The following is a 25,456-nucleotide window of genomic DNA, read 5'->3' on the forward strand; positions in this document are numbered from 1 at the left end:
CGCACCCGCCGCTACGGTGTGCCGCCGTCCAGCCGCAGGATCGAACCGGTCGCGAAACTGGCCTGGTCGGAGACGAAATACAGTGCAGCACCGACGATTTCGGCCGGCTCCCCGACCCGGCGCTGCGCAGTAAGCCCGCTCATGTAGTCCGCCATGTCGGGAGTCCATGCCTCGGCGATGTCGGTCCGGAACGGTCCACACATGATCGCGTTCACCCGGACCTTCGGCGCAAACGTCTGTGCCAGGCCGACGGTCAGCGAGTTCAGCCCGGCCTTGGCTGCGGCATATGGCAGCACTGCCGCGTTCGGCCGGATCGAGGCGACGGACGAGATGTTCAGGATCGCGCCGCCGGCGTCGGCCGCCATTCGGGCGCCGATCGCGGCCGACAACCGGAACGGCCCCTTCAGATTGGTCGCCAGCACCTTGTCGAACAGCGCCTCGCTCACCTGATCCACACTCGGGTAGAGCGGCGACATCCCCGCGTTGTTCACCAGAATGTCCACCCGGCCGAACTCGGTATAGGCGGCATCGGTCAACGCATCGCACTCGGCCCAGTTGCCGACGTTCGTCCCTACCGGCAGCGCGCGGCGCCCGAACCTCGCCCGGACCTCGTCGGCGACCGCCGCACAGTTGGCCGGTTTCCGGCTGGCGATCACCACGTCGGCGCCGTGCTCGGCGAAGGCCAGGACCATCTCCCGGCCGAGTCCGCGACTGCCACCGGTCACCACGGCGACCCGCCCATCGAGGTCGAATTTGCCCGTCGCAGCCATGCCGTCACCTCTCCGCCCGGTCGCGCTCTAAGCTACCGGGCACAGCGGGCGACACGGTCCGGGTGGGCCGAGGGAGAGCACAGGTGAGACCGAACGATCTGTCGGCCCCCGAGCCGCACCCGACCCGCCGAGAGATACGGCGGCACGCGTTCTGCGACGACGCCCTCGGCGAGTCCGATGCGACCGAGGTCGCGGAACGGATCGCCGCCGGCGAAATTTCCGCGGTCGAAGCGATCCACGCGGCGATCGCCCGGGCGCGATCGATCCAGCCTCGGCTATACCCGCTCCAGGTCACCGATTTCGAACGTGCCATCCGTACTGCCGCCGCGCCGAAGCGGGGTGCGTTCGCCGGCGTACCGACCGCCGTCAAGGACAACTGCGCCGTGCGTGGCCTGCCGACCGGATTCGGCAGCGCGTCGTACCGGCCCGGAAGGGCCAGGCGTAACGGCGATTTCATCGATCAGTTCCTGGCCACCGGGGCGATACCGATCGGCAAGAGCCGGCTGCCCGAGTTCGGACTCGACGCGACCACCGAGTTCGGGCACGCCGAGCCGGTGCGCAATCCGTGGGACCCGACGTATTCCGCGGGCGGTTCCTCCGGCGGCGCAGCCGCTCTGGTCGCCGCCGGGGTACTGCCCTTCGCGCACGGGAACGACGGAGCCGGTTCGATCCGGATCCCGGCAGCGGCGTGTGGCCTGGTCGGCTTGAAGCCCACCCGCGGCCGGACCGTCGCCGAACTGAACGAGCGCCGGATGCCGATCCGGATCGTGTCCCAAGGTGTGTTGACCCGGACGGTCCGCGACACCGCGCGGTTCTACGCGGCCGCCGAGACCTACCGCCGGAACCCACGGCTGCCACCGATCGGTTCGGTCACCGCGCCGGGGGTCCGGCGGCTCCGGATCGGCCTGATCGTCGACTCGTTACCCGGCATTCACACCGACGCCGAAACCTGCGCCTCGGTGCTCGCCACCGCCGACCTGCTGACCGAGCTGGGTCACCGGGTGGAGCCGGCCGAATTACCGGTCGGTGCAGATTTTCTCGGTGATTTCACCCTCTACTGGGCGATGCTGACATCGCTGCTGCTGCTGCAGGGGCGGCGCGCGTTCGGCACCAGCTTCGATCGCGAGCGAACGGAGAACCTGACCCGGGGCCTGGCGGTGATCTATCGACGGCGGGCACGGGAAACGCCGGCAGCGTTGTATCGGCTGCGGCAGGTCCGGCACGCCTACGCGGCGATGTTCGACCGACACGACGTAGTGCTCTCCCCGGTACTCGCCCACACCACTCCCGAGCTCGGCTACCTCTCTCCGGCAATCGATGCCGACACGCTGATGGATCGACTGATCCGCTACGTGGCGTTCACCCCGTTGAACAACGCCGCCGGTAGTCCGGCGCTCGCGCTCCCGCTGCACCGCACCGTGAACGGTCTGCCGTTGGCGTCGCACTTCTCGGCGCGACACGGCGACGAACGCACCCTGCTGCAGCTCGGCTACGAGCTGGAAGCTGCGCGGCCCTGGGCGCGCATCCAGGATCCGGACCAACCGGGCAATACTTGACTCAGTCCAGAAAAGGGCAGAATATAGCTCGTATGCCCTCGGCCTCGGACTACTCCGAACAGCTGCGTTCGGCCGATCTTCGGGTGACCCGCCCACGGGTCGCCGTGCTGGAGGCGGTAACCGCACATCCACACGCCGACACCGAGACCATCGTCTCCGCGGTGCGCCGCACGCTACCCGACGTGTCTCGCCAGGCCGTGTACGACGTGCTCGCTGCGCTCACCTCGGCGCGCTTGGTCCGGCGGATCCAACCCTCCGGATCGGTCGCTCGCTACGAGACCCGGATCGGGGACAATCACCACCACGTGGTCTGCCGGTCGTGCGGCGCGATTGCCGACGTGGACTGCGCGGTGGGCGCGATACCCTGCCTTACCGCATCGGACCCCGGCGGGTACCGCATCGACGAAGCCGAGGTCATCTATTGGGGCTTGTGCCCCACCTGTTTGTCCTCAGAACAGCGCGGCCGTTCCGATGGCCGTGGCTCCTATCCCACTCCCGAAAGAAGGATCTGACGTGCCCGACGATCAGCAAGTCGAGTCCGAACCACTCGCCGAGATCGACGCATCCGCGGGCTGCCCGGTGGTCGGGCGGCGTAAGCCGCCGGTCGAAGGTGGCGGTAACCGCGACTGGTGGCCGAACGATATCAATCTTCGTATTCTGCAGCACAATCCGGCCGATGCCAATCCGCTCGGTGCCGACTTCGACTATGCCTCAGCCGTTACCACCCTCGATGTCGAGGCACTGCGCAGCGACATCGAGGCGGTGCTCACCGACTCGAAGGACTGGTGGCCGGCCGACTTCGGCAACTACGGCCCACTGTTCATCCGGATGTCCTGGCACGCCGCCGGCACCTACCGGGTGCAGGACGGCCGCGGCGGCGCCGGCACCGGCATGCAACGGTTCGCCCCGCTGAACAGCTGGCCGGACAACGGAAATCTGGACAAGGCTCGCCGGCTGCTCTGGCCGGTGAAGCAGAAGTACGGGGACCGGCTGTCCTGGGCCGACCTGCTGGTGTTCGCCGGAAACGTCGCGCTGGAATCGATGGGCTTCACCACCACCGGATTCGCCTTCGGCCGGGCCGACGAATGGGTTCCCGACGAGGTGTACTGGGGCCCGGAGAACACCTGGCTCGGCGACGAGCGCTACACCGGTAAACGGGATCTGGAGAATCCGCTCGCCGCGGTCCAGATGGGCTTGATCTACGTCAATCCGGAAGGTCCGAACGCGAATCCGGATCCGCTGGCGGCGGCCGTGGACATTCGGGAGACCTTCGCCCGGATGGCGATGAACGACGTCGAGACCGCCGCCCTGATCGTGGGCGGGCATACCTTCGGCAAAACGCACGGCGCCGGCGACGCCGAACTGGTCGGCCCGGAACCGGAGGCGGCCCCACTGGAGCTGCAAGGGCTGGGCTGGCGCAGCGACTACGCCAGCGGTGTCGGGGCCGACGCGATCACCAGTGGGCTCGAAGGCATCTGGACGAACACCCCGACACAATGGGACAACAGTTTCCTGGAAATTCTCTACGGCTACGAGTGGGAGCTGTTCCAGAGCCCGGCCGGCGCGCATCAATGGCGCCCCAAGGACGGTGCCGGCGCCGACTCCGTGCCGACCGCATTCGGCGGCGGCCGGACCCATCCGACGATGCTCACCACCGACCTGTCGATGCGGCTCGACCCCGCCTACGAGAAGATCACCCGGCGGTGGCTGGACCATCCGGACGAGCTGGCCGACGAGTTCGGCAAGGCGTGGTTCAAGCTGATCCACCGCGACATGGGTCCGGTGACCCGGTATCGCGGGCCGTTGGTCCCGAAAGAGACGCTGCTCTGGCAGGACCCGATCCCGGCCCCCACCGGGGAGCCGATCGATGCCGCCGATGTCGAGCAGCTCAAGCAGCAGATCCTGGCTACCGGGCTGACCGTTGCGCAGCTGGTGCGGACGGCATGGGCGGCCGCGTCGAGCTTCCGCGGCAGCGACAAGCGTGGCGGCGCGAACGGCGGCCGGATCCGGCTGCAGCCCCAAGCCGGCTGGGAGGCAAACGAACCGGACGAGTTGACCCAGGTGGTCCGGGCGCTCGAGAACGTCCGGACCGCGTTCAACGCCGGGGCCAAGCAGGTCTCGTTCGCCGACCTGGTGGTGCTGGGTGGTGTCGCGGCGGTCGAGCAGGCGGTAAAGGCCGCCGGGCACGAGATCGAGGTACCGTTCACCCCCGGCCGTGGCGACGCGACGCAGGAACTCACCGACGTCGAGTCGTTCGAGTACCTGGCGCCGACCGCCGACGGCTTCCGCAACTATCTCGGTAAGGGCAATCAACTACCGGCCGAGTACCTGCTGGTGGACAAGGCCAACCTGCTCGGGCTCACCGCACCGGAGATGACCGTACTGGTCGGCGGGCTACGGGTGCTGGGCGCCAACTACGGCGGCGGGACCGCCGGGGTGTTCACCGACAAGCCGGGCACGTTGACCAACGACTTCTTCGTCAACCTGCTCGATCAGGACCTGAGTTGGACCGCCAGCCCGGACGACGCCGACCTGTTCCAGGGGCGGGACAGCTCCGGGCCCCGCTGGACCGGTAGCCGGGTGGATCTCCTGTTCGGCTCGAATTCGCAGCTACGCGCGGTGGCCGAGGTCTACGCCACCGACGGTGCCGCCGAGAAGTTCGTGACCGACTTCGTCGCGGCGTGGGACAAGGTGATGAACCTGGACCGGTTCGATCTGAGCTGAGCTTCGACGAAGCTCCTCGCCCGGGAGAGGCCCGGTGCGGCACCCGCCGCACCGGGCCTCTCCCGTCGTAAGATCAGGCTCGGCGCCGCGCCGGACCTTCCCCCGCGCTCCCCCAGACATCTTGACTGTGCTGCCACCGCGCCCGGAACCGATCCTCGGTCTCGACGTCGGTTGCGGTGAGTCGACCGGACAACCACCGCCGATACAACTGCTCTTCCCGCTCCAGTGCGTTATCCGGATCGAGTGGCTGATCCAAGAGTTCTCCGAAAGATAGCTCGATGATCGCCGGTAGCTGAGTATCAGGGCCGCCGTTGCGTTCGAGCAATTCAGTAGCATACCGCCCGACAATGCGGGAAAGAAAATCCCGCATCGCCCGTCGAGCAAGCCGGACCGCGCGCGCATCCGCATCCGCTTCGGCCAGGCCGGTGTCGACCACCTTGCTCAGTTTGATCAAATTTGTCAGTTCCTCGACCGGCAACGGAATATGTTGCGGGCCGGCGACCACGGCCCGACGCGAGGTCTCCAACGGGGTCGGCTCACCACCCGACATGATCGCCACAGCGCTGCCGGGCGCCCAGTTGAGCCCCTGGTCGAGCTTCGCCAACACCGCTGGGGTGAGCTTGGGGAGATTACCGTTCTCCAGCTTGACCAACGTGGCGTGCGAGGGTCCACCGGCCTCGGCGACCTGAGTTTGCGTCCACCCCTGGCGCGTGCGCCGAGCCTTCACCGCTTTACCGAGCACTACATGCGGTATCTCCTCCACGGGTTTTGATAATAGAACTCAATCCGCGGTCTGCAACACATCTCCACAAAGGTCTACCGAACGGACTACCTACGATCTAGATCGAAATGAGGAATGAATCTGGCGGACCGCTATGACTAAATAACTGCGAAATAACCATACAAATAATTAGCCGATATTTATCGGCTAATGCGCTCGAGCAGCCGGCCGGTTGTTGCTGATCGAGCCGCACGCACGGTAAGCGCGGGGGTCGCTCCGCCCTGCTCCCGTACGCTACGGGCATGCCCCCGGTCGACCATGGAGATCCCGGCGACGCCCCGACCATCCCGCCGCCGCTGGTACCGGTCGCCGTCGACACCCGCCCGTCCGCCGCCGAGGAGGCCCGCACGATCGTCGCTGCCAGCGACGTGGCGACGCTGGCCAGTCTGACCGCCGACGGTGACCCGTGGGCCTCGTTCGTCGCCTACGGTGTGCTCGACGGAGCGCCGGTGCTGTGCGTGTCCCGGTTGGCCGAGCACGGCCGCAATCTCGCCCGCGACCCCCGCGCCAGCATCGCCGTCGTCGCCCCGGACCGACCCGCCGACCCACTGGCCGGAGCCCGGGTCACGCTCGCCGGCGTGATGGAACAGCCGACCGGGGCGCAGCTGGAGGCGGCCCGGTCGGCGCACATCGCGGCCGTGCCGGCCGCCCGCCGCTACGTGGAGTACACCGACTTCACCACCTGGATCCTGCGCATCCAGCGCGTGCGCTGGGTGGGCGGCTACGGCCGGATGGATTCCGCGAGTGCTGCCGACTATGCCGCCGCGGCTCCCGACCCGATCCGCCCGGTCGCGGCCGGGGCCATCGCGCACCTGAACGCCGACCACGCGGACGCGCTCCTGACGATGACGCAGCGATTCGGTGGTTTTCCGGACGCCACCGCGGCCGTCTGCACCGACGCCGACCGATACGGCCTGGACCTGTGGGTCCGCACGCCGCGCGGCGAGGCACCCACCCGGGTCGGTTACGCCGCGCCGATCGGCGGAATCGAGGGGCTGCGCGCGGCGACCGTCGATCTGGCCCGTCGGGCCCGGGCGACACCACCGAGCTGATCCGGATTCCCGCTCTGCCATCCGCCTGCAGGCAATAATCGGAGCATGACCGGTCGAGCGCGTGTGGCTCTGGTGCTCGGCAGCGGCGGAGCTCGCGGGTACGCCCACATCGGCGTCATCCACGAGCTGATCGACCGTGATGTGGATATCGTCGGCGTCGCCGGTTCCTCGATGGGTGCGTTGGTCGGCGGTTTGTACGCGGCCGGCGTGTTGGGGACGTTCGAGCGCTGGGCGACCGGACTCACCCAACGGGACATCCTGCGTCTGGTCGACCCGTCGATCACCGCTTCCGGCGGGATGCTGCGCGCGGAACGGGTGCTCGCGGTCGTGCGCGATATCATCGGCGACACCCGGATCGAAGACCTGCCCATCCCGTTCACGGCAGTCGCCACCGACCTGATTCACGGCCGGTCGATCTGGTATCAGCGTGGTCCGCTCGACTCTGCGATCCGGGCATCGATCGCCATCCCCGGGGTGATCACCCCCCATGTGATCAACGGTCGGCTCCTGGCCGACGGCGGCATCCTGGACCCCTTACCGCTGGGCACCGTCGCCTCGATGGACGCCGACCTGGTGATCGCAGTCGATGTCGCCGCCGGCTCGCCGGTCGACCGCGGCAACATCTCCGCCACAGCGGCGCCCCGACCGGTGGAGGAATGGATCGAGCGGTTCCGGCGCGGCACCGACAACCTCTTGGAACGTGAACTGGTCAAAGCGGTGCGCGACCGGTTCCGCTCGGCCGATGCGGCGGCCGCTGCCGCGGCGGTCACGGGAACACCTCCCCCGGCCGCGCCCCTGGTCGCCGGCCCGCCGCTTCGGCTCGGCCAGCGTGAAGTCCTCAACCGAGCGCTGGACCTGCTGCAGACCGCGTTGAGCCGGCATCGGATTGCCGCCGACCCACCGGATGTGCTGATCGAAGTCCCCCGGACCGCCGCCCGGACGATCGACTTCCACCGGGCGAGCGAGCTGATCGCAATCGGTCGGGAGCGGGCGGCGGTCAAGCTGGACCAGTCCGGCTACTCCGCGCTGACCCGGCGAAACGGCACCGAATCGAGCCGCTGATACCCGGCCGGCGTGCGTTGCCGTTTCGCCTCGTACATCGCCAGATCGGCCCGCGCCAGCAGCTCCGATATCACGTCGTCGGGATCGCCGTCGTGATAGACCCGATGCACCTGTTCGGTCACGATGCCAACACTCGCCGTGACCGGGGTCGGGCCGGAATCGACGGTCAGGCTCCCCCCGAGCCGATCCACCAGCCGAATCGCGTCCGCCGCCGACTGATGCAGCAGGATCGCGAACTCGTCACCACCGAGCCGCCCGATCACCGCCGCAGATCCGGCCACCGCACTGATCCGGCGCGCCGTCGCGACCAGGATTCCGTCGCCACCGGCGTGCCCGAGCCGATCGTTGACCTGCTTGAACCGGTCGACGTCGACCACCGCGACGACAAGTTGGTCACTCGACGTCCCGGTCTGCGCGGCCCGCATGATCGCCGCGCCCGCCGCCGCGTCGAAGCCGCGCCGATTCAATACCCCGGTCAGCGCATCCCGCGCCGACAACGCCGCGTCCTCGGTGAGCGCCCAGATACCGATCTGCACGGCCAACGGCACCCCGGCCACCAACAAGATCGTGAGCAGCCCCCGAGCAGCTGCTTCCGCTGCACCGTAGTCCTCGCCGAGGTGGACAGCGACCGGAATGATCGCGACCACAGCAAAGCCCAGGTGCGCAAAAATCAGTCGGCGGCCGTGGACGAAGGCCACGTACACCGAGATCATCGAAAACGTCGTGAGCGCGAACATCCCGGCGATCGGCTGCGGATACACCCAGCCCACCACGGCGATCCCCAGATCCGATGTCGCGACGAACACGGCGGACATCCACCGCGACGGCATCACCGGGATCCGGAACCACCACCAGATCGCCCAGAGTACGGCCAACCCCAGAACCGCGACCATCGCCGCCCGGGACACAGGTGCGGTGGGCCCGACGTCCGACGCCAGTACCAACACGGTGATCACGGCCAGCGTGGCCGAGGAGATACCGCACACGAATCGAAAGTTCCCGGCCAGCTCACGCGCTTCGAAATAACGGGCGACCTCGTCATAGGTTCGCGGTGTCTGCCACCACTTACCGAGCGGACTCTCACGGATCCGTGTCCACCCACCGGCCCGGATACCAAGCACATGAACTCACCGCCTCCCGTTGCTGACGACGCGCACTGACCTGCTGTCGGCGCCGACGGCACCAAGATCAAGTGTTGCGTAGCCAGCAACGAGATGACGGGGATCCGCACAACGAATCTATGTCTATACGGACAGCTTCTTCGCCTTGTTGCGGATCACCACCGCGTAGACGATCTCGATGATGCCGAGCGGGATCATCCAGATTCCGGCGACCAGCACCAACGTCGCGATCGAGCTGATCGGCCAGACGAGCAGCACGATGCCCGCCATCAGCGTGACCACACCGTAGAACACTTGCCAGCCACGTCCCGGCATCTGCGACTCGGCCATCGCCAGACCGAGCAGGGTCGTCCCGCGGAACAACCAGGCGATGCCGATCCAGATGCCGAGCAGCGCGATCGAGGTCAGATCGTCCCGGAAACAGAACAGGCCGATCACCAGCGACAGGGCACCGCTGATGAACGACAGCACCCGCATGCTTGTCGAGAACCTGGACTCGAAGGCCGCGAACAGCTCCAGGACGCCGGTGACCACCAGGTAGATACCGAACAAGATGCCGACAACGAGGAGCGTGCGTCCGGGCCACGCCAGGATGACGGCGCCGAGCAGCACGGTCAGGATGCCGGCGGCGAGGAGTCGTTCCCAGCCGGACCGAACGAGCATCTGCAATGGTCCGGAGACCCCCACATCATTAGTCATGGTCAAATCCTATCCGAGGAACCGACCATTTCCGGCATGGTTGTTCCATCCCGCGGGATAGGTTCGGATCCCCACGGCGGCAATGGAATTGATCAAATCGGCCGACCTTCGGAACGGTCGCCGGACCGGCTGCAGCGAGCGCGGCCGCCCCGGTCCGGAACGGCATTGATTTCGGCTACCCTGAATTCTTGTTTAGGTGATCCTGACGGAGGTTGCGATGGCACTGCCCGACACCCTGGCGCCGGCGCTGCGCCGGGCCCGCGGCGGCTCTGCACTGCTCGGGCCGGCGTTCGTCGCCGCCATCGCCTACGTCGATCCGGGCAATGTCGCCGCCAACATGAGCGCCGGGGCTCAGTTCGGCTACCTGCTGGTCTGGGTGATCGTCGGCGCGAACGTGATGGCCGGCCTGGTTCAGTTTCTGTCGGCAAAACTCGGCGTGGTCACCGGCGCGACGCTGCCCGAGACGGTACGGACCCGGGCATCGACGCCGACTCGGCTCGGCTACTGGGCCCAGGCCGAGCTGGTGGCGATCGCGACCGACCTCGCCGAGGTGGTCGGCGGAGCGATCGCGCTGCACCTGCTCTTCGGGCTACCGCTGCTGGTCGGCGGCATCGTCACCGGGCTGGTCTCGATGGTGTTGCTGCTGGTGCAGGACCGGTACGGCCAACGTCCATTCGAGCGGGTGATCACCGGATTGTTGGCGATCATCGCGATCGGGTTCGTCACCAGCATGGTCGTCGCCCCGCCCGACCCCGAGGCGGTCGCGAGCGGGCTGATTCCCGGGTTCGACGGTGCCGAGAGCGTGCTGCTCGCCGCGGCGATGCTGGGTGCGACGGTCATGCCGCACGCGGTGTACCTGCATTCCGGTCTGGCTCGCGACCGGCATGGTTTGCCGACCCCCGGGGTCCGGCGCAGCGGGCTGCTCCGCGTTACCAAGATCGATGTCACGTTGGCGATGCTGGTTGCCGGCACGGTGAATCTCGCGATGCTGCTGGCCGCGGCCAGCACGCTGCAGGGACAGCCGGACGTGGACACGATCGAAGGCGCACACGCGGCGCTCCAGCACACCTTGGGCCCGGCGGTGGCGTTGTTGTTTGCGATCGGCCTGCTCGCCTCCGGCCTTGCGTCGACCTCGGTCGGTGCCTACGCCGGGGCGATGATCATGCAGGGCCTGCTGCGCCGACACATCCCGCTGCTGCTGCGTCGTCTGATCACCCTGCTACCCGCACTCGCGGTGTTGGCATCGGGCGTCGACCCCACCCGAGCACTGGTGATCTCGCAGGTGGTCCTGTCCTTCGGGATTCCGTTCGCGATGGCGCCCCTGGTCCGATTCACCAGCGATCGGTCACTGATGGGCGACGACGTGAACCACCCGGCGACCACCGTCATGGCCTGGCTGGTCACCACGATCATCGTGGCACTGAACGTGGTCCTGATCTACCTGACGATCGCCGGCTGAATGCGAGCGCCCGCCGTCACTCTTTCGTACGTCCGGTGAACTCCGACATCGAGTTGTAGACGCCGACGCGGCGGAGGAACTCGTCCCGCAGGCGGATGGGCAGAAATCCGGTCACCGCCTGATTCAGCCGCGAGGTCCATGGCAACACGACGAACGGGCCGCCCTTACGCATCTCGCGCCAGGCGGCGTCGACCACATCACGCGGCTGCAGGATCGGGGTGAGCAACATGCCTTTGGCGCCGTCGAACATGCCGGTGGAGATGTAGGTCGGGCACACCGTGGTGACCTTCACGTGCTCGACCTCGGCCTGTTCCAGCTCCAGGCGGACCGAATCGGACCAACCGACGGCAGCCCATTTCGACGCGGCGTAGACGCTCATCCGCGGGTTGGATACCAGGCCCGCCGACGAGGCGATGTTCAGGATCCGCGACTCCCGCTTCCCCGCGATCATCGCCGGCAGAAACTCCAAGGTCAGGTACATCGGCGCCAGCGAGTTGATCCGCATGGTGGCCTCGATGTCGGCCTTGTTCTCGGTCTCCCAGAAGTAGCGGTTACCCCGCACGATCCCGGCGTTGTTGATCAGCACGTCGATGTCGCCGACATCCCGCCGGACCGACGCCGCCGCCTCCGCGATCGCTGCCGGTACCGATACGTCGACCACGTAATAGGTGACCGTGCCGCCGGCCGCTTCCAGCTCGGCCGCGGTGTCCTTCAGCGCACCCTCGTTGATGTCCCACAACACGACGTTGGCTGCGTGCTCGTCGACCGCGCGCGTCGCGAACAGCTTGCCCAACCCCATCGCGGCCCCGGTGATCAGGACGTTCTTACCCTCGACGGTGTCCAGCTGCATCCTTCGTCCTCTCGGCGGCACACGATTTAACTACCGGTGTCGATGGTATCGACCATTCGACCGTCGACCCCGACCGCCCACGGTCGGGGCCCGGCCGCCGACCTGGTTGCGACGGGCCGGGTTGCTCGACGGGCCGGGCCGGTCAACGATTGGGCGGCTCGGAACGCATCCGCTCGGCGTAGCGGCCGACGTAGGTCTCGAAGTACTGCCGCCGGTCGTCCGCGACCACCGATTCGGCAACCCACTGCAGCAGGTCGGCGATCTCGGTGAACACGTCCTCCTTCTCGTCGGCGAACTCGGCGATCTGTTGGATGCCCACCCAGGCGTTGAGCATCCGTTTGCCGAATCGCTGCGAGTCGATGTCCGGACGCACGTCGCCGGACTCCTTCGCCGCCTCCAACTGCTCGACGAAGAAGCCCACCCAGCGGTCGGTCACCTCGTATCGATGTCCCGGCGCACGGCCGATCTCGGTCTGCAGCAGGACCGCCGCGTGATATCGAGGTCGAAACCGTTGATATCGGACCGATTCGAACATCGATGCACCCAACATTTCCAGTGACGGGGTCAGCCCGTCCAAACTGGTGCGCAGGTTCTCGAATCCTAAATCGAATTCTTCTTCGAGTAACTCCGTTGCGATCGCATACTTCGACGGAAATTGGTGATACAGCGAACCCTTGGTTACTTTCGCAGTCTCAATAATTTCATCGAGAGTGATCAGCGCGAACGGCTTCTCCACGACCAGATCGGCGAACGCACTGAGCACCGACTCCCGTGTTCTGATCCCCGGCCGGTACGGCACAGCCTAGCTCCTTCATAATGCTCACCGCACTGTACAGCGCCGCGGCCGTGCGCACGTGACCTGCGGGCACGAAGTGCACGTGTCGTCCGACACGATCGCAATTCCCTCGGACATCCGAAGGTTCTAGGAACCGGCCGATTCGGCCGCCGGGCGGTTGGATTCGGGCAGCCAACGCAGGCCGCTGGCGCGATATGCCCGGCGTTGCACCGCCGCCCGAACCACCTCGTCGGTACCGAGCAGCCGAACGCGATGTCGCGCCCGAGTAACTGCGGTGTAGAGCAATTCGCGGGTCAACAGCGCCGAACTCGTGCTGGGCAGCAATACGGTAACCGCGTCGTACTGGCTGCCCTGGCTGCGATGGATCGTCATGGCATACGCGGTCTGCACGGCGGGAAGTTGGCTGGGATGTAGCACGAACGGATCGCCGCCACGCTGGAAGGCGCCGACCAGGGCGCCGTCCCGACGTACCACGACGCCCGTGTCCCCGTTGTAGATCCGCGACTCGTAGTCGTTCGCCGTCACCAACAGCGGCTGACCCGGATACCAGCCGTGCGGATCGAGGCGCTCCTGTTGTGCTTGGGCTACCCAGCCCAACGCCTCGCGTTGCCATCGGCCGACACCGAACGGCCCGTCCCGGTGCGCACAAAGCAACCGGTGCCGCTCCAACTCGCGCAGGGCGGCAACCGCGTCGCCGACTTCGGCACGTTCCCGCACCCGCCCGGCACATGCAACGACGTCGGCGCGCAACGCCGTCCACTCCCCCGGCGGAACGAACTCGATCTGCTCGTCGCCGGAATGCAACAGCGCCAACGTGCGGTCGGCATCGCTGTCTCGGATCGCGCCGGCCAGGTCGGCGATCGCGCCACCGAACCGCCGACCCCGAACCAACCGGACGATGCCACCGCGCAGCCGCTCTCGCTCATCCGCGGTGAGCGGCGGTTCGCCGGTCGGAGCCGACGAACTCACGTCCGCGCCGGCCGGCCCGGCGAGGATCGGCTCGTCGGCCGACGCGACGACCCCGGCCGACAGCGGTCGGCCGACCAGATCGGCCAGTACCGCACCGGCCTCCACCGAGGCCAGCTGGTCCGGGTCACCGACGAGTACCAGCCGCGCGTCCGGCCGGATCGCTTCGAGCAGGCGGCACATCAAGGTCAACGACACCATCGAGGTCTCGTCGACCACGACGACGTCGTAGGGCAGCCGATTCGCCGCGCCGAAGCGGAACCGAGCCCGGCCACGGTGCCAGCCCAGCAGCCGGTGCAAGGTGACCGCCGACAGTTGCTGCGACAGCTCCAGACTCGCCGCCTGGCCGCGCACCTCGTCCTGCAGCCGGACCGCTGCTTTCCCGGTCGGAGCGGCGAGACCGATCCGCAGCCCGGGCTCGACGGTGTTGAGCAGCGCGAGGATCCGGGCCACCGTGTGCGTCTTGCCGGTGCCCGGACCACCGGCCACCAACGTGGTCCAGCGAGTGACGGCCAGCACGGCGGCAAGCCGTTGTCGATCCGGCGGCGGATCGGGAAACAGCGTCTGCACGGCCGTTTCGACCGCCGCCACATCGATCATCGGTGCGGTCCGGGCACGTTCGTCGAGGATTCGTCGCACCGTCTGTTCCTGACGGTGATACCGCGCCAGATAGAGCAGGTCGGTACCACCTGCCTGGACCAGACGTAACGGACGCAGCGGGCCGGCCGCCGCACCCTGCACCAGCGGGCTGCGGCGCAAGCCGGCCAACACCGTCTCGATCGACGGCCACGGCAGCGCCGCCGGATCGAACCGGTCCGGCTCCGCGTCGCCCCCGTCGACCGCTACGTCGCGCATGCGACGCAGGTCCAGGCAGACCGAGCCGGCCCGGACCGCGCGGACCACGAGCGCGGTGGCCAGCAGAACCTGCTCGTCGGACTCACCGGCCAGCCGGCCCAGACGTAACGCGACGTGCACATCGCCCGCGGCAAGTACCCCGGCCGCGTTGAATTCCCGGATCAGCCCGTTCGCCCGTTGCACCTGGGACCCGTCGATCACGCCGAGCCTCCGGCCAATCGATCCGAGAGTGCCACGATCAGCTCCGGGCTCGGGCGCCAATCGAACACACCACAGCCCGCCGGCGTCGCCGGGCCGGCCATGCCGCGCACGAACAGGTATCGGACCCCGGCCAGATGTGCGTGCGGGTGGTAGCCGGGCAGCCGCCAACGCAGATACCGATGCAGCGCCACCGAGTACAGCAACGCCTGCAGCGGATAGTCGGCGCGCACCATCTCGGCCGCCATCCGATCCGGCCGGTAATGATCGACGGTCAGTGGTCCGGCCGCGAGTCGGTTGGTCTTGTAGTCGACGATCGCGAATCGTGGCCCGGGCAGGCGCAGCACCGCGTCGATGCTGCCGGTGAGGTAGCCCCGCAGCGGGTCCGCAGCCAGCTCCGCCAGCCGGTCCGGATACTCGATCAGCGGATCGTCCGTGGCGAGATGGCGGCGTAGCAGCGCGGCGATCTCCGGGGCAGTGGCGGCGGCAGCGACCGGATCGGCACCACCGGCGAGCGGAAGCTCGAAATCCAACTCGGTGAGCCGATCCCGCGGCGCGATTGCAGCCAGGGTGACGCCATCCGGTAGCGGCGTGGCCAGCACGTGCCCCAATGCATCGGTCAGCAGATCCGGATCGACCTCGGCGAGTCGCGATTCGATCGATGCCGTACACCGCCGCCGGACCTCGGCGCGGAGGTCGGCCGCGCCCGTGTCGACCGTCTCCAGCACCTCGTGCACCAGCACGCCGAACAGCGGACCCGCGGGCAGATCGCTCATCGGCGACGCGAGCGCGCCGGCCCGGACCGTGTCGGCGCCGACCGGCGTGCTCGCGTCGTCGGCCGGCTCGTCGTCGCGACCCGGGTCCTCGGCCTCGCTGCGTACCCCGGCACCACCGGGCCCGCCGGCCGGGGCTGCGTGGCGGTCGACGGTCAGCGCCGAGTACGAGGTGCGCCGCCAATCCAGATCGAGCCGACGCCGGAATCGGGCAACCTCGAGCGGCTCCAGGTCGGCGGTGGCGGTGCGCCGACGACCATGATCCGGCGGCGCGTCGCGCACCTGTTCCACCGCGAGCACGTCGGCGACCGGTTCCGCCCAAGCGTCCAGGTCGGCGCCGACCGCTGCGTCGGCCGGCACCCGGGCCCGACCCGGCACCGTCGCCGAACCGGGTGCGCGCCCCAGAATCAGCCGATGCAGCGGAGACTCGGCCGTGGTGAATGCCGGCGCCCACCAGATCACCACCTGACAGCGCGCCCGGGTCAACCCGACGTAGAGCAGGCGGAGTTCCTCCCCGGCCTGTTCGGCCTCGTGCCGACGGCGCCGCTCACGGTAGCCGGGCGCGGACTCGTCGCCGACATCCAGCAGGCGGTCGCCCCGCTCGTCGTGCAACAACAGGGTCGCCGGATACGGGTTACGGCCGGTGTCCCAGCCGAAGGGCAGGTAAACCACCGGAAACTCGAGCCCCTTGCTGGCATGGACGGTCGCCAACTGGATCGCGGCGGCGTCCCGATCCAGCCGGCGGCTCCGGTCGGCCGGTCCGCCGGTCGCCGGCTCGGCGATCCGGTCGGACAACCAGCGCACCAGTTCGGTCGGCCCGCGGTGGTCGTCGACCATGACCCGATCCAGCAGCTGGGCCAGGTGGCGCAGATCGGTCAGTTCGCGCTCGCCGCCGTCCAGCGCAAGCAGGCGTTCGGCGAGCCGGGCTTGCTCGGCCAACCGCTCGAACATCGCCGCAAAACCCGACCCGAGCAACAGCGCGGCATACTCGCGGAGTCGGCTGCCGATCTCCGCGACCGCGTCCGGGCCACGCACGTCCAGCTCCGATACCGTCCAGCCGAGCAGCGGGCCGAGTGCCGCGAGCCGCACCCGATCACCGCGGTGCGGTTGCTCCAACGCCTGCAACAGGTGCAGCCAAGCGACCGCGCTCGTCGTACCGAACACGCTGCTTCCCCCGGCCAGCACCGACGCCAGTCCGACCCGGTCCAGCGCCGCCCGCACCGTCGCGAGCTGATTTCGGGTGCGGACCAGCACTGCGATGTCGCCCGGGCCGAGCGGGCGCGACCCGGCCTCGTCGTGCAGCAACGGCGGATCGGCCAGCAGCCGGACCAGGTCGGCGGCGAGGTCGGCCGCCACCCCGTCCCGGACTCGCCCCACCGCCGGGAAACCCGACTTGTTCCGCGGCCCGAGCCCGGCTCGGGGCAGCACCCGCAACCGCACCGGGATCGCCCCGGACAGTCGCGATCCGGGGTGCACGGCGGCCACGTCGGAGACGACGATCGCCGGATGGCCGAGGGCCGCGCCACCGTAGATGTGCGACAGCGCCCGAACCAGACCGGCGTCGCTGCGCCGGTTGGTATCGAGTTCCAGATGTGCTCCGGCCACCTGCACTGCGTCCAGATAACTGAGTACCTCGGCACCCCGGAAGGCGTAGATCGCCTGCTTCGGATCGCCGACCAGCACCAGCGGCACGTGGCCGTGGAACGCGCGGCGCAGGATCTCCCATTGCACCGGATCGCTGTCCTGGAACTCGTCGACCAGCACGACTCGATACCGGTCACGGATCCGCGCGGCGGCCGCCGCACCGTGCACCGGGTCGGCGAGCGCGTCGCGCAGCAGCACGAGCAGGTCGTCGAAATCGCGGATACCCAGCAGACGCTTACGCCGCTGCACCTCGGCGCGGACGGCGGTGGCGAAGCCGACCCGATGCGCCGCAGCCGAATCGGGTGCCGACCCGGCTTCGGCGTCCGGCACGAGCCGGGCCTGCCGATCGACCACCGCGGCGCGCGCGACCGCCCCGGCGTCGTCGCGCGACAACGGCGGTGGCCCGTCCCACCGGCCGTACCGCCGCAGGTACTCGTCGTCGGTCACCTCGTCGATCAGCTCCAGCACGTCCTCGACCAGCCGGGCGTCCGGCTCGCGTTCGGCCCAGATCCCGAGCCCGTCCAGCATCCGCTGACAGAAGCCGTGGGTGGTGGTGATGGTGCCGGCGTCGAAGTCGGCCAGTGCCCGGCGCAGCCGTCGCCGGCGCAGCGCCACCTCGGCCGGTGCCCCGGCGGCAAGCACCCGCACCACGGCATCGTCGTGCGCGGCCGCCGCCCGCGGATCGGCGAGCGCTGCCGCGACCGTGGTGAATCGGGCGCGCGCGCGGTCGCGCAGTTCCCGGGTGGCGTGCCGGCCGAAGGTGACCAACAGCAGGTCGCCGATCTCGGCGACGCCCTCGGCGACGAATCGTGCTGCCAGCCCGACGATCGCGTAGGTCTTGCCGGTGCCCGCGCTGGCTTCCAGCACGGTGGTGCCGCGCGGCAGCGGGCCGGCCGGGTCGAACGTCCGGCCGACGGTCGCCGGCGCTGCCGCGATCACCGTTTCTGCAGCGGTCACGGCCGGCCCATCGTCTCGGCGGCGAGCAACGGCAGCCACAGCGTCGTCGCCAGCGCGCCGAACCGGCCTGCCTCGTCGGTCGGGTAGCCGGGATCCGGTGGTAACTGCACCCATCGGTGCAGGCTCGGCGCCGCGCCGTGGACGTAACCCACGCTCGCGTCGTGGCTCTCGCCGTACTTGCTCGTCCATTCCGCTTCGGCAGCCTGTAGTGCGACGTCGACCGGGTCGCCGCCGTGGCGACGTTCGGCGTAGATGCACGACGCGGCGGTGAACAGCGGCAGCGGTTCGGTCAGTCCGAGGTCACGCAGCTCGATCAGCTCGCGCAGTACCGCCGACGGGTCGGCGGGTGCGATCAGGGTGGACCGCCAGGCGCCACGCCGCCCCCGACCGCGCCCGGTGGTCACCGCGCGCCACGGCCCCGGGTGCGTCGCAGCCAGCGCCAACAACCGCACCCAGGCGGCGATCCGGTGTTTCGGCCCGAGCCGGGAGTACACGGCGCGTACCAGGGTGGTGCCGTGCACACCGGGCACCGTACCGGTCAACCGGCGCCGCGGCGCCGGCTCGACCGACACATCGACCGACTCCGGCGGGCCGATGTGTGCCGACTCGGCCGCGACCAGGTCGGCGACGGCGTGCTCGATCTCGTCGAGCATCCGTTCTCCCAGCTGGAACGGCGGCAAGGTGCCGCGCCGCCACTCGGCCGAGCGGAAGTCCCCGGCCGACACCCCGGCCAGCCGGGCGGTGAGCATCCGATCGCCCAGCTCCCACTTGTCCAGTGGATCCAGGTCGATCGACAATGCGTCGGCCGGCTCGTCGGACCGATCCGGCAGACCGGTCCCGACCCGCTGGCGCAGGAAGGCCTGGGTCGGGTGCTCGGTGAAGCGGATCAGCTCCGCCAGCTCGACGTCCGCGGCCGGAGCGGCCGCCAGCGGGGTCGGAACCAGCGCCGGAACCGGTTGCGGCGGTTGCCGGCTCGCCAGCGCTCCGGCCCGCGCCACCCGGTCGAAGCTGAACGGCGCGCCGGCCCGGAACTGCCGTGGATCGTAGGGCTGCAGCGGATGTCGGATCGGTTCCAGGCCGAGCACGTCGAGTACCTCGCGCAGCGGGATCGCGGGTGGCAGCACAGCCCCGGTCACCGGGTCGGCCCCGCTGTAGAACAGCAGCAATCGCTGCTGCGCCGCCAGGATCGCATCGAGCAGCAACTGCCGATCCTCTGAACGCGGATCACGTTCCCCGACAAGCGGATTCCTAGCCAGTACGTCGTCGCCGTCGATCGCCGGAGTGCGCGGGAACACATCGTCGTCGAGCCCGAGCAGCACCACCACCCGGTGCGGAACCGAGCGCATCGGCACCATGGTGCAGACGGTCAGCTCGCCGGTCCGGAAGTTCGCCCGCGTCGGTCGGCCGGCCAATCGGCGGGCCAGCATGGCCCGGACATCGCTGTGCCGCAGCTCGACGTCGGCCGCATGCTCGGTGGCCGCAGCCAGCTCCCGGCGGGCCTGGGCGAGCTGCCAGGCATCCGCGGCGGGAACCGCGGTCAGCAGGTCCAGCGCCCGGTCGAGCACGTCGGTCCAGCGGCGCGCCGGCTGCGGCCCGGCCAGGTCGCGCAGCGTCACCGCAAGCCGATCGACGTATTCGGCGAACCGTCCGGCCAGATCGATGTCGGCGGATTCGACGTCTTCCAGCGGCAACGCCAAACCCAGCCAGCCGTCCGAGTCGTCGGCAGCCGCGCCGAGCAACACCCGGTCCACCGCGGTGTTCACCGTGTTCTGGGCAAAATCGCCGAGCCCGAACGCCGCCCGTTGGCGCTGTCCGATCCCCCACCGGGCACCGGCGGCGCCGGCCCAGTCCCGCAGCGTCGCCAAGTCCTCGTCGGTGAACCCGAACCGGTGCCGAACCGGCTCGCTCGCCGCCAGATCGAGCAGCTGACCGGCGGTCACCCGGCCGACCGCCGCATCGAGCAGCGTGGCCACCGTGTCGAGCAGCGGGTTGGTCCGGCGCAACGCGCGGTCGGCCAGCCGCACCCGCAGATGATGTGCGGGGTGGGCGAGTTCGTCTTGACCGAACCCGGCCCGGATCAGCGGCGCGTAGGTCTCGATGTCGGGACACATGATCAGCACGTCTCTCGGCTCGAGCGTCGGGTCGGCGGCGAACACGTGCAGCAGACAGTCCCGCAGCACCTCGACCTGTCGCTCCGGGCCGTGACACGCATGTACCTGCACGCTCTCGTCGGTGTCGAGGCGCACATCGGTCGCTGCCGGTGCCCGATCGGCCACGAGGTCGGCCTGCAGCCGGCCCAGCGTGGTCGGCGGGAAATCCGGCGCCGGCAGGTGCTCGTCGCGGCCCACGATCGGGCCGAGTCGAGCTTGCAGCTCCCGCACATCCCGGCCGAGCGCGGCGAGCAGTGGATGCCGCACCGCCAGCCCGCTGTCGTCGGCGGTACGCCGGATCGGCTCTGCCGCTGCCGCTGCCGCTGCCGATGCCGCAGCCGCGCGCTGCGTCCAGCTCGCCGGGCTCGGATGCGGTAGCCACAGGTGGAGTTCCCGGTGCGCAGCCACCGCTTCGAAAACCTGCAGATGCGCGCCGGCCAACCGGGTCGCACCGAACACCGACAGCCGCTCCGGCAGCGGGAGCAGCGCCGGATCGGACCGGATCGCCGCGCACGCACCGGCCCACCGCTCGGCCGGACCGGGAACGCCGAGACAGGCGCGAAGCCGCCGCCACAGTTCGGCCTGCCAGGCCAGGTCGGCCGGCAACGCCGCCCCGGCGCCGTCGGTGTCCCGGCCGGCCGCCCAGTCGGACAACATCGCCGGACGCTGCGCCGCGTACTCGACGAATCGCTCGGTGAGATGCTCGGCCGTCGCGAAGCGCCGCCCGGCGCGCCATTCGTCGATCCCTGCACCCAGGTGCCGGGCGAGCACGGCGCACCACGGCTGGTCGAGCGAGGCGTCGATCTGCTCCAGGACCCGCCACACCAGGTGGTGCGCCGACCAGGGGTCGCGGTCCGGGTCCAGCCCGCTCGCGGCCGCTACCGCGCGCTCGACCAACGCGGCCGGTGAGGGGAATTCGATGTTCGCCGCCACCCCGTCCGCGCCGAGGTCGGTACCGAGCCGAGCGGCCAGGCGCTGGTTCAACCAGCGTTCGACCCCCTTGGCCGGGACGGCGATCAGCTCCGCCGCGAACGGATCCGCCGGCGGTTGCCGGAGCACCTCGGCGAGCGCATCGGCGAGGATGTCGGCGCGCTCGGCGCGGTGCACGATCAGCACGCCGAAACCCGGGACGCGATCATCGACCGGCCGGTGTTCAGGCGACCGCCGGGCCGTAGGCGAGGTGCACGACACCGCCAGCGTAGGTCTGACTCTCCTGCAGCGCCAAGCGCAATTGCGGACCGCGCTCGTCGAACAACCGACGACCGGCGCCGAGCACGACGGGATAGACGAACAGGTGCAGGCTGTCGACCAGTCCCGCCGCGAGCAACGCCCGGACCAGGGTGCCGCTACCGGAGATGTAGACGGCGCCGTCCGTGCGCTGTTTCAGTGCCCGGATCGCAGCCGGGTCGTACCCGCCCAGCCGGGTCGAGTTGGCCCAATCCACCGCCGGCTGCCGGGCGCCGACGACGTATTTCGGCGTCTCGTTGAAGAACGGTGCACCCGGGTCGTCGGCGGCGGTCCGCCCCGACCAGGCCGGGGCGAACATCTCGAATGTTTTGCGGCCGAGCAGGATTGCCTCCGAGCTCCCGACGATCTCGGCCAGCGTGGTGCCCATCTGCGGGTCGAACGCGTACTCGACGGTCCAGCTCGGATCCTCGAACACCCCGTCCAGGCTGACGAACTCGTGTACGACGATGGTTCCCACAGCTCCCCTATCTCGGCTTTCCACCCAGTGCCGCCGCGACCGCGTCGGCGATCGGGCCATGGTACGACGGCCCGTGTCCGGGCAGCGCGATCGTTGCGCCGGTGCCCGCGAGCACCGTCTCCGCCGAGGCGACCGCCCGATCCCGCTCGTGATCGAAGAACGCCGGCAGCAACTGCGGGCCGGTCCGTCGGCTGAGCATATGCCCGGTGCACAGCGCGTCGCCGGTGACCACGACCTTCCCCTCGGCGAGCAGGTAGCAGGTGTGCCCGGTGGTGTGCCCGGCGACGACGAACGGCACCGGCGCACCCGGCGCCGCCAGGGGCTCGCGGTCGGCGGCGCCGGTCGCGGTCGGCACCACCACGGCGCGCGTGCCGCCGCGCGCCAGGACGTGCGCCGCCCAGGCCGCCGCACCCGGCCGCCAGATATTGCGCGCGACCAGCGCCGGCGTCGCCTGCTGGAGATACTCGCGACGGGCGTGCCGGGCTTCCTCGAACGAGGTCCGGACGGGCACCGGGACCCGTTCCAGCAGCGCGGGTATGCCGCCGACATGGTCGACGTGGGCGTGGGTGACGAGGATCATGCGCAGGTCGTCGAGCGAGTGACCGACCGCACGGAGCGAGGCCACCACGTCGGCATGATCACCCGGGTAACCGGCGTCGATCAGCGTCACCCCGTCGGCGTCGGACACGATGATCCAGTTCACCGCGCTGCCCTGGACGAGGTGGATGCCGTCGGCGATATCCTCGATCTGCACGCGGGCAACGCTAATCGGGCCGGTCCGGCGCCGTCGGCGGCCTCCCGAAAGCGAAATCGCCGAGTTCGATATGCCGTGGGCGGACCGGACCGCTACCGTTCCAGGGGCGACGTTTCACTGTCGCGGATCTGGAGGAACCTGGGAATGAGTATCGAACCGGCAGCGCCGCGGCGCCACCGAGTCGTCATCGTCGGTTCGGGATTCGGGGGTCTCACCGCTGCGAAGCATCTGCGCAAGGCCGACGCCGATATCACCCTCATCGCCCGGACCACGCACCACCTGTTCCAGCCCCTGCTCTACCAAGTCGCCACCGGCGTCTTGTCCGAGGGTGAGATCGCACCGGCCACCCGGCTGATCCTGGAGGATCAGGAGAACGTGCGGGTGGTACTGGGTGAGGTCGACGCGGTCGACCTGGCCAACCGGACCGTCACCTCGAAGCTGATGAACTCCGAGACGGTCTACCCCTACGACAGCCTGATCGTCGCGGCCGGTGCCCAGCAGTCCTATTTCGGCAACGATCACTTCGCGACGTTCGCGCCGGGCATGAAGACGATCGACGACGCGCTGGAGCTGCGTGGCCGCATCATCGGCGCGTTCGAGGCGGCGGAAGCGATCGACGATCCGGCCGAACGCAAGCGGCGACTGACCTTCGTCGTGGTCGGTGCGGGCCCCACCGGGGTGGAGCTGGCCGGCCAGATCGCCGAACTCGCCGATCGCACCCTGGCCGGGGCGTTTCGCACGATCGACCCCAACAATGCCCGGGTGATCCTGCTCGACGCCGCCCCCGCGGTGCTGCCGCCGATGGGTGAGAATCTGGGCCTCAAGGCGCAGCGGCGGCTGGAGGAGATGGGCGTCGAGGTTCAGCTCAACGCGATGGTGACCGACGTCGACTATCAGGGCATCACGGTCAAGGAGAAGGACGGCACCGAGCGCCGGATCGAATGCGCATGCAAGGTCTGGTCCGCCGGCGTGCAAGCCAATCCGCTCGGCAAACTGATCGCCGAACAATCCGACGGCACCACCACCGACCGGGCCGGCCGCGTGATCGTCGAGCCCGACCTGACGGTCAAGGGGCACCCGTACGTGTTCGTGATCGGCGACCTGATGAGCGTGCCCGAGGTGCCGGGGATGGCGCAGGGTGCGATCCAGGGCGCGGTGTACGCCACGAAGCGGATCAAGGAATCGCTGCGCGGCGAGGACGACCCGGCCAACCGCAAGCCGTTCAAGTATCTGAACAAGGGCAGCATGGCCACCGTCTCCCGGTTCAGCGCGGTGGCGCAGGTCGGCAAGTTCGAGTTCGGCGGGTTCATCGCCTGGCTCGCCTGGCTGGTGCTGCACTTGTACTACCTGGTCGGGCAGAAGAACCGGCTGACCACGGTGATGGCCTGGACCCTGTCCTTCCTGGGCAAGGGGCGGGGCCAGATGACGATCACCGAACGCTGGATCTACGCCCGCCAGGCGATGCAACAGCTGGAGAGCTACGAGGCGGCCGCGAAGGAACGGTTCGAGGAGGCCGAGACCGGCCACCCGAACCGCGCCACCCCGACCGGGTCGATCGTCGACGGCACGTCCGCCCGACTGTCGGCACCCTGATCCGGCGCCCCGCTCCGACCGCAATCTCGCTCAGGCGCTGCCCGGCGCCTGGGCGAGATTCTGCAATCGCACCTGTCCGCGGGCGACGACGCGCTGCTCCTCGTCGGTGATCGCCACCTGCCATACCTGCTGCAACCGGCCCTGATGCACCGGCCGAGCGTCGGCGGTCAGGGTGCCGGATCGGGCGGCGCGCAGAAAGTCGGTGTTGTTGTTGACCCCGACCACGACGCCGCGGTCGGCATACCAGGTGGCGCCGCCGACGCTGCACACCGACTCGATCACCGCGCAGTACACCCCACCGTGCACCAGGCCGTACGGCTGGAGCAGCTCCGGCCGGACGGTCCATTCGGCGCGCACGTGGTCCGGCGTGACGATCCGGTACTCGAGTCCGATCAGTGCGTCGAAACCGATCGCGACCAGCGGGGCCGAGTCGGTGGCGGGTGGTGTGGGAGTCATCTCGGTCATGGTCGAAAGATCTACACCACAGCGGCATCGAGCCGACCCGGCGCGCTGTACGACCTCCTGTAGTACGTGCCGCGCCGGAGGTACGTACACTGGAACGATGGCGGGTCTCGGTGAGCTGGAAAAGGCGGTCATGGACCACTTGTGGTCGGTCGACGAATCACAGACCGTGCGGCAGGTGCACGAAGCGCTGTCGGCACGCCGCGAGCTGGCCTACACCACGGTGATGACCGTCCTGCAGCGTCTCGCGAAGAAGAATCTGGTCAGCCAGCAACGCGACGACCGGGCACACCGGTACGCGCCGGTGCACGGGCGGGACGAGCTGGTGGCGAGCCTGATGGTCGACGCCCTGCAACAGGCCGACGAGTCGAGCGGTCGCGCGGCCGCACTGGTCCATTTCGTCGGCCGGGTCGGCGCCGACGAAGCCGCGGCACTGCGCGAGGCGCTGGCCGAACTCGACGCCGTGCAGCATCGGCAGACCCCTGCGGAATCCCCACCCGACAACTAGTCTGATCGTGATGAACGCGAG

The 25,456-nt window shown here is 69.2% G+C and carries 20 protein-coding genes; 8 read left to right on the forward strand and 12 right to left on the reverse strand.

Annotated features, from left to right (window positions below; translation table 11 throughout):
- Positions 1–11 precede the first annotated feature (11 nt).
- Positions 12–770: an SDR family NAD(P)-dependent oxidoreductase gene (locus KV203_RS10515; RefSeq protein ID WP_066474966.1), complete on the reverse strand. Its 759-nt coding sequence runs from the start codon at positions 768–770 to the stop codon at positions 12–14.
- Between the two features lie 83 nt (positions 771–853).
- Between KV203_RS10515 and KV203_RS10520 the strand changes: the two genes are divergently transcribed.
- Genes KV203_RS10520 through katG form a run of 3 tightly spaced genes read left to right on the forward strand, consistent with a single transcriptional unit; the run spans position 854 to position 5,050 of the window.
- Positions 854–2,326: an amidase gene (locus KV203_RS10520; protein ID WP_246600113.1), complete on the forward strand. Its 1,473-nt coding sequence runs from the start codon at positions 854–856 to the stop codon at positions 2,324–2,326.
- Between the two features lie 32 nt (positions 2,327–2,358).
- The gene (locus KV203_RS10525; RefSeq protein WP_066474969.1) at positions 2,359–2,838 is read left to right on the forward strand and encodes a Fur family transcriptional regulator; all 480 of its coding nucleotides are present in this window, start codon (positions 2,359–2,361) and stop codon (positions 2,836–2,838) included.
- Complete coding sequence (katG, locus tag KV203_RS10530; RefSeq protein ID WP_083530333.1) at positions 2,798–5,050, forward strand: catalase/peroxidase HPI; 2,253 nt, start codon at positions 2,798–2,800, stop codon at positions 5,048–5,050. Before KV203_RS10525 ends, katG begins: the two co-directional genes overlap by 41 nt.
- Positions 5,051–5,123: 73 nt before the next feature.
- Here the strand turns inward: katG and KV203_RS10535 are convergent, their stop codons facing one another.
- Positions 5,124–5,813: a helix-turn-helix domain-containing protein gene (locus tag KV203_RS10535; RefSeq protein WP_083530334.1), complete on the reverse strand. Its 690-nt coding sequence runs from the start codon at positions 5,811–5,813 to the stop codon at positions 5,124–5,126.
- 260 nt (positions 5,814–6,073) lie between these two features.
- On the opposite strand from KV203_RS10535, the gene KV203_RS10540 reads away from it, so the two are divergent.
- Positions 6,074–6,883, forward strand: coding sequence for a HugZ family pyridoxamine 5'-phosphate oxidase (locus KV203_RS10540; protein ID WP_066474974.1), 810 nt, complete (start codon positions 6,074–6,076; stop codon positions 6,881–6,883).
- 45 nt (positions 6,884–6,928) lie between these two features.
- The gene (locus tag KV203_RS10545) at positions 6,929–7,945 is read left to right on the forward strand and encodes a patatin-like phospholipase family protein (protein ID WP_066474976.1); all 1,017 of its coding nucleotides are present in this window, start codon (positions 6,929–6,931) and stop codon (positions 7,943–7,945) included.
- Here KV203_RS10545 and KV203_RS10550 read toward each other — a convergent pair.
- Together KV203_RS10550 and KV203_RS10555 are read right to left on the reverse strand one after the other, a co-directional pair.
- Positions 7,900–9,066, reverse strand: coding sequence for a GGDEF domain-containing protein (locus KV203_RS10550; protein ID WP_157079993.1), 1,167 nt, complete (start codon positions 9,064–9,066; stop codon positions 7,900–7,902). The genes KV203_RS10545 and KV203_RS10550 overlap by 46 nt on opposite strands.
- A 123-nt stretch (positions 9,067–9,189) precedes the next feature.
- Positions 9,190–9,765 carry an HdeD family acid-resistance protein gene (locus tag KV203_RS10555; protein ID WP_066474980.1) on the reverse strand — a complete coding sequence of 192 codons (576 nt, stop codon included), beginning with the start codon at positions 9,763–9,765 and terminating at the stop codon, positions 9,190–9,192.
- 217 nt (positions 9,766–9,982) lie between these two features.
- On the opposite strand from KV203_RS10555, the gene KV203_RS10560 reads away from it, so the two are divergent.
- On the forward strand, positions 9,983–11,224 hold the full coding sequence (locus KV203_RS10560) for an Nramp family divalent metal transporter (RefSeq protein ID WP_066475010.1): 1,242 nt from the start codon (positions 9,983–9,985) through the stop codon (positions 11,222–11,224).
- A 16-nt stretch (positions 11,225–11,240) separates the two neighbouring features.
- Here the strand turns inward: KV203_RS10560 and KV203_RS10565 are convergent, their stop codons facing one another.
- The 7 genes from KV203_RS10565 to KV203_RS10595 form a co-directional block, all read right to left on the reverse strand.
- Positions 11,241–12,074 (reverse strand): SDR family oxidoreductase, encoded by an 834-nt coding sequence (locus KV203_RS10565; protein WP_066474983.1) that lies wholly within the window; start codon positions 12,072–12,074, stop codon positions 11,241–11,243.
- A gap of 142 nt (positions 12,075–12,216) precedes the next feature.
- Positions 12,217–12,873, reverse strand: a complete 657-nt coding sequence (locus KV203_RS10570; RefSeq protein ID WP_083530335.1) for a TetR/AcrR family transcriptional regulator — start codon at positions 12,871–12,873, stop codon at positions 12,217–12,219.
- 123 nt (positions 12,874–12,996) lie between these two features.
- Positions 12,997–14,892: an exodeoxyribonuclease V subunit alpha gene (gene recD / locus KV203_RS10575; protein WP_066474989.1), complete on the reverse strand. Its 1,896-nt coding sequence runs from the start codon at positions 14,890–14,892 to the stop codon at positions 12,997–12,999.
- The gene (locus KV203_RS10580; RefSeq protein ID WP_246600114.1) at positions 14,889–18,263 is read right to left on the reverse strand and encodes a UvrD-helicase domain-containing protein; all 3,375 of its coding nucleotides are present in this window, start codon (positions 18,261–18,263) and stop codon (positions 14,889–14,891) included. The genes recD and KV203_RS10580 overlap by 4 nt, the downstream gene beginning before the upstream one ends.
- Complete coding sequence (gene recC, locus KV203_RS10585; protein WP_218820984.1) at positions 18,260–21,529, reverse strand: exodeoxyribonuclease V subunit gamma; 3,270 nt, start codon at positions 21,527–21,529, stop codon at positions 18,260–18,262. Before recC ends, KV203_RS10580 begins: the two co-directional genes overlap by 4 nt.
- A 37-nt stretch (positions 21,530–21,566) precedes the next feature.
- On the reverse strand, positions 21,567–22,118 hold the full coding sequence (locus KV203_RS10590; RefSeq protein ID WP_066475145.1) for a dihydrofolate reductase family protein: 552 nt from the start codon (positions 22,116–22,118) through the stop codon (positions 21,567–21,569).
- 7 nt (positions 22,119–22,125) lie between these two features.
- Positions 22,126–22,872 (reverse strand): MBL fold metallo-hydrolase, encoded by a 747-nt coding sequence (locus KV203_RS10595; protein ID WP_174522088.1) that lies wholly within the window; start codon positions 22,870–22,872, stop codon positions 22,126–22,128.
- 144 nt (positions 22,873–23,016) lie between these two features.
- Between KV203_RS10595 and KV203_RS10600 the strand changes: the two genes are divergently transcribed.
- Entirely contained in the window at positions 23,017–24,465 is a 1,449-nt protein-coding gene (locus tag KV203_RS10600; RefSeq protein WP_083530344.1) for an NAD(P)/FAD-dependent oxidoreductase, read from the forward strand.
- Between the two features lie 30 nt (positions 24,466–24,495).
- On the opposite strand, the gene KV203_RS10605 is transcribed toward KV203_RS10600, so the two are convergent.
- Complete coding sequence (locus tag KV203_RS10605) at positions 24,496–24,930, reverse strand: PaaI family thioesterase (protein WP_066475148.1); 435 nt, start codon at positions 24,928–24,930, stop codon at positions 24,496–24,498.
- Positions 24,931–25,027: 97 nt separating this feature from the next.
- Between KV203_RS10605 and KV203_RS10610 the strand changes: the two genes are divergently transcribed.
- A complete protein-coding gene (locus KV203_RS10610; RefSeq protein WP_066475150.1) occupies positions 25,028–25,435 on the forward strand; it encodes a BlaI/MecI/CopY family transcriptional regulator in 408 nt (135 codons plus the stop codon).
- The last annotated feature ends 21 nt before the right edge of the window (positions 25,436–25,456 follow it).

It is taken from the genome of Skermania piniformis, assembly GCF_019285775.1.
GTDB lineage: Bacteria > Actinomycetota > Actinomycetes > Mycobacteriales > Mycobacteriaceae > Skermania > Skermania pinensis.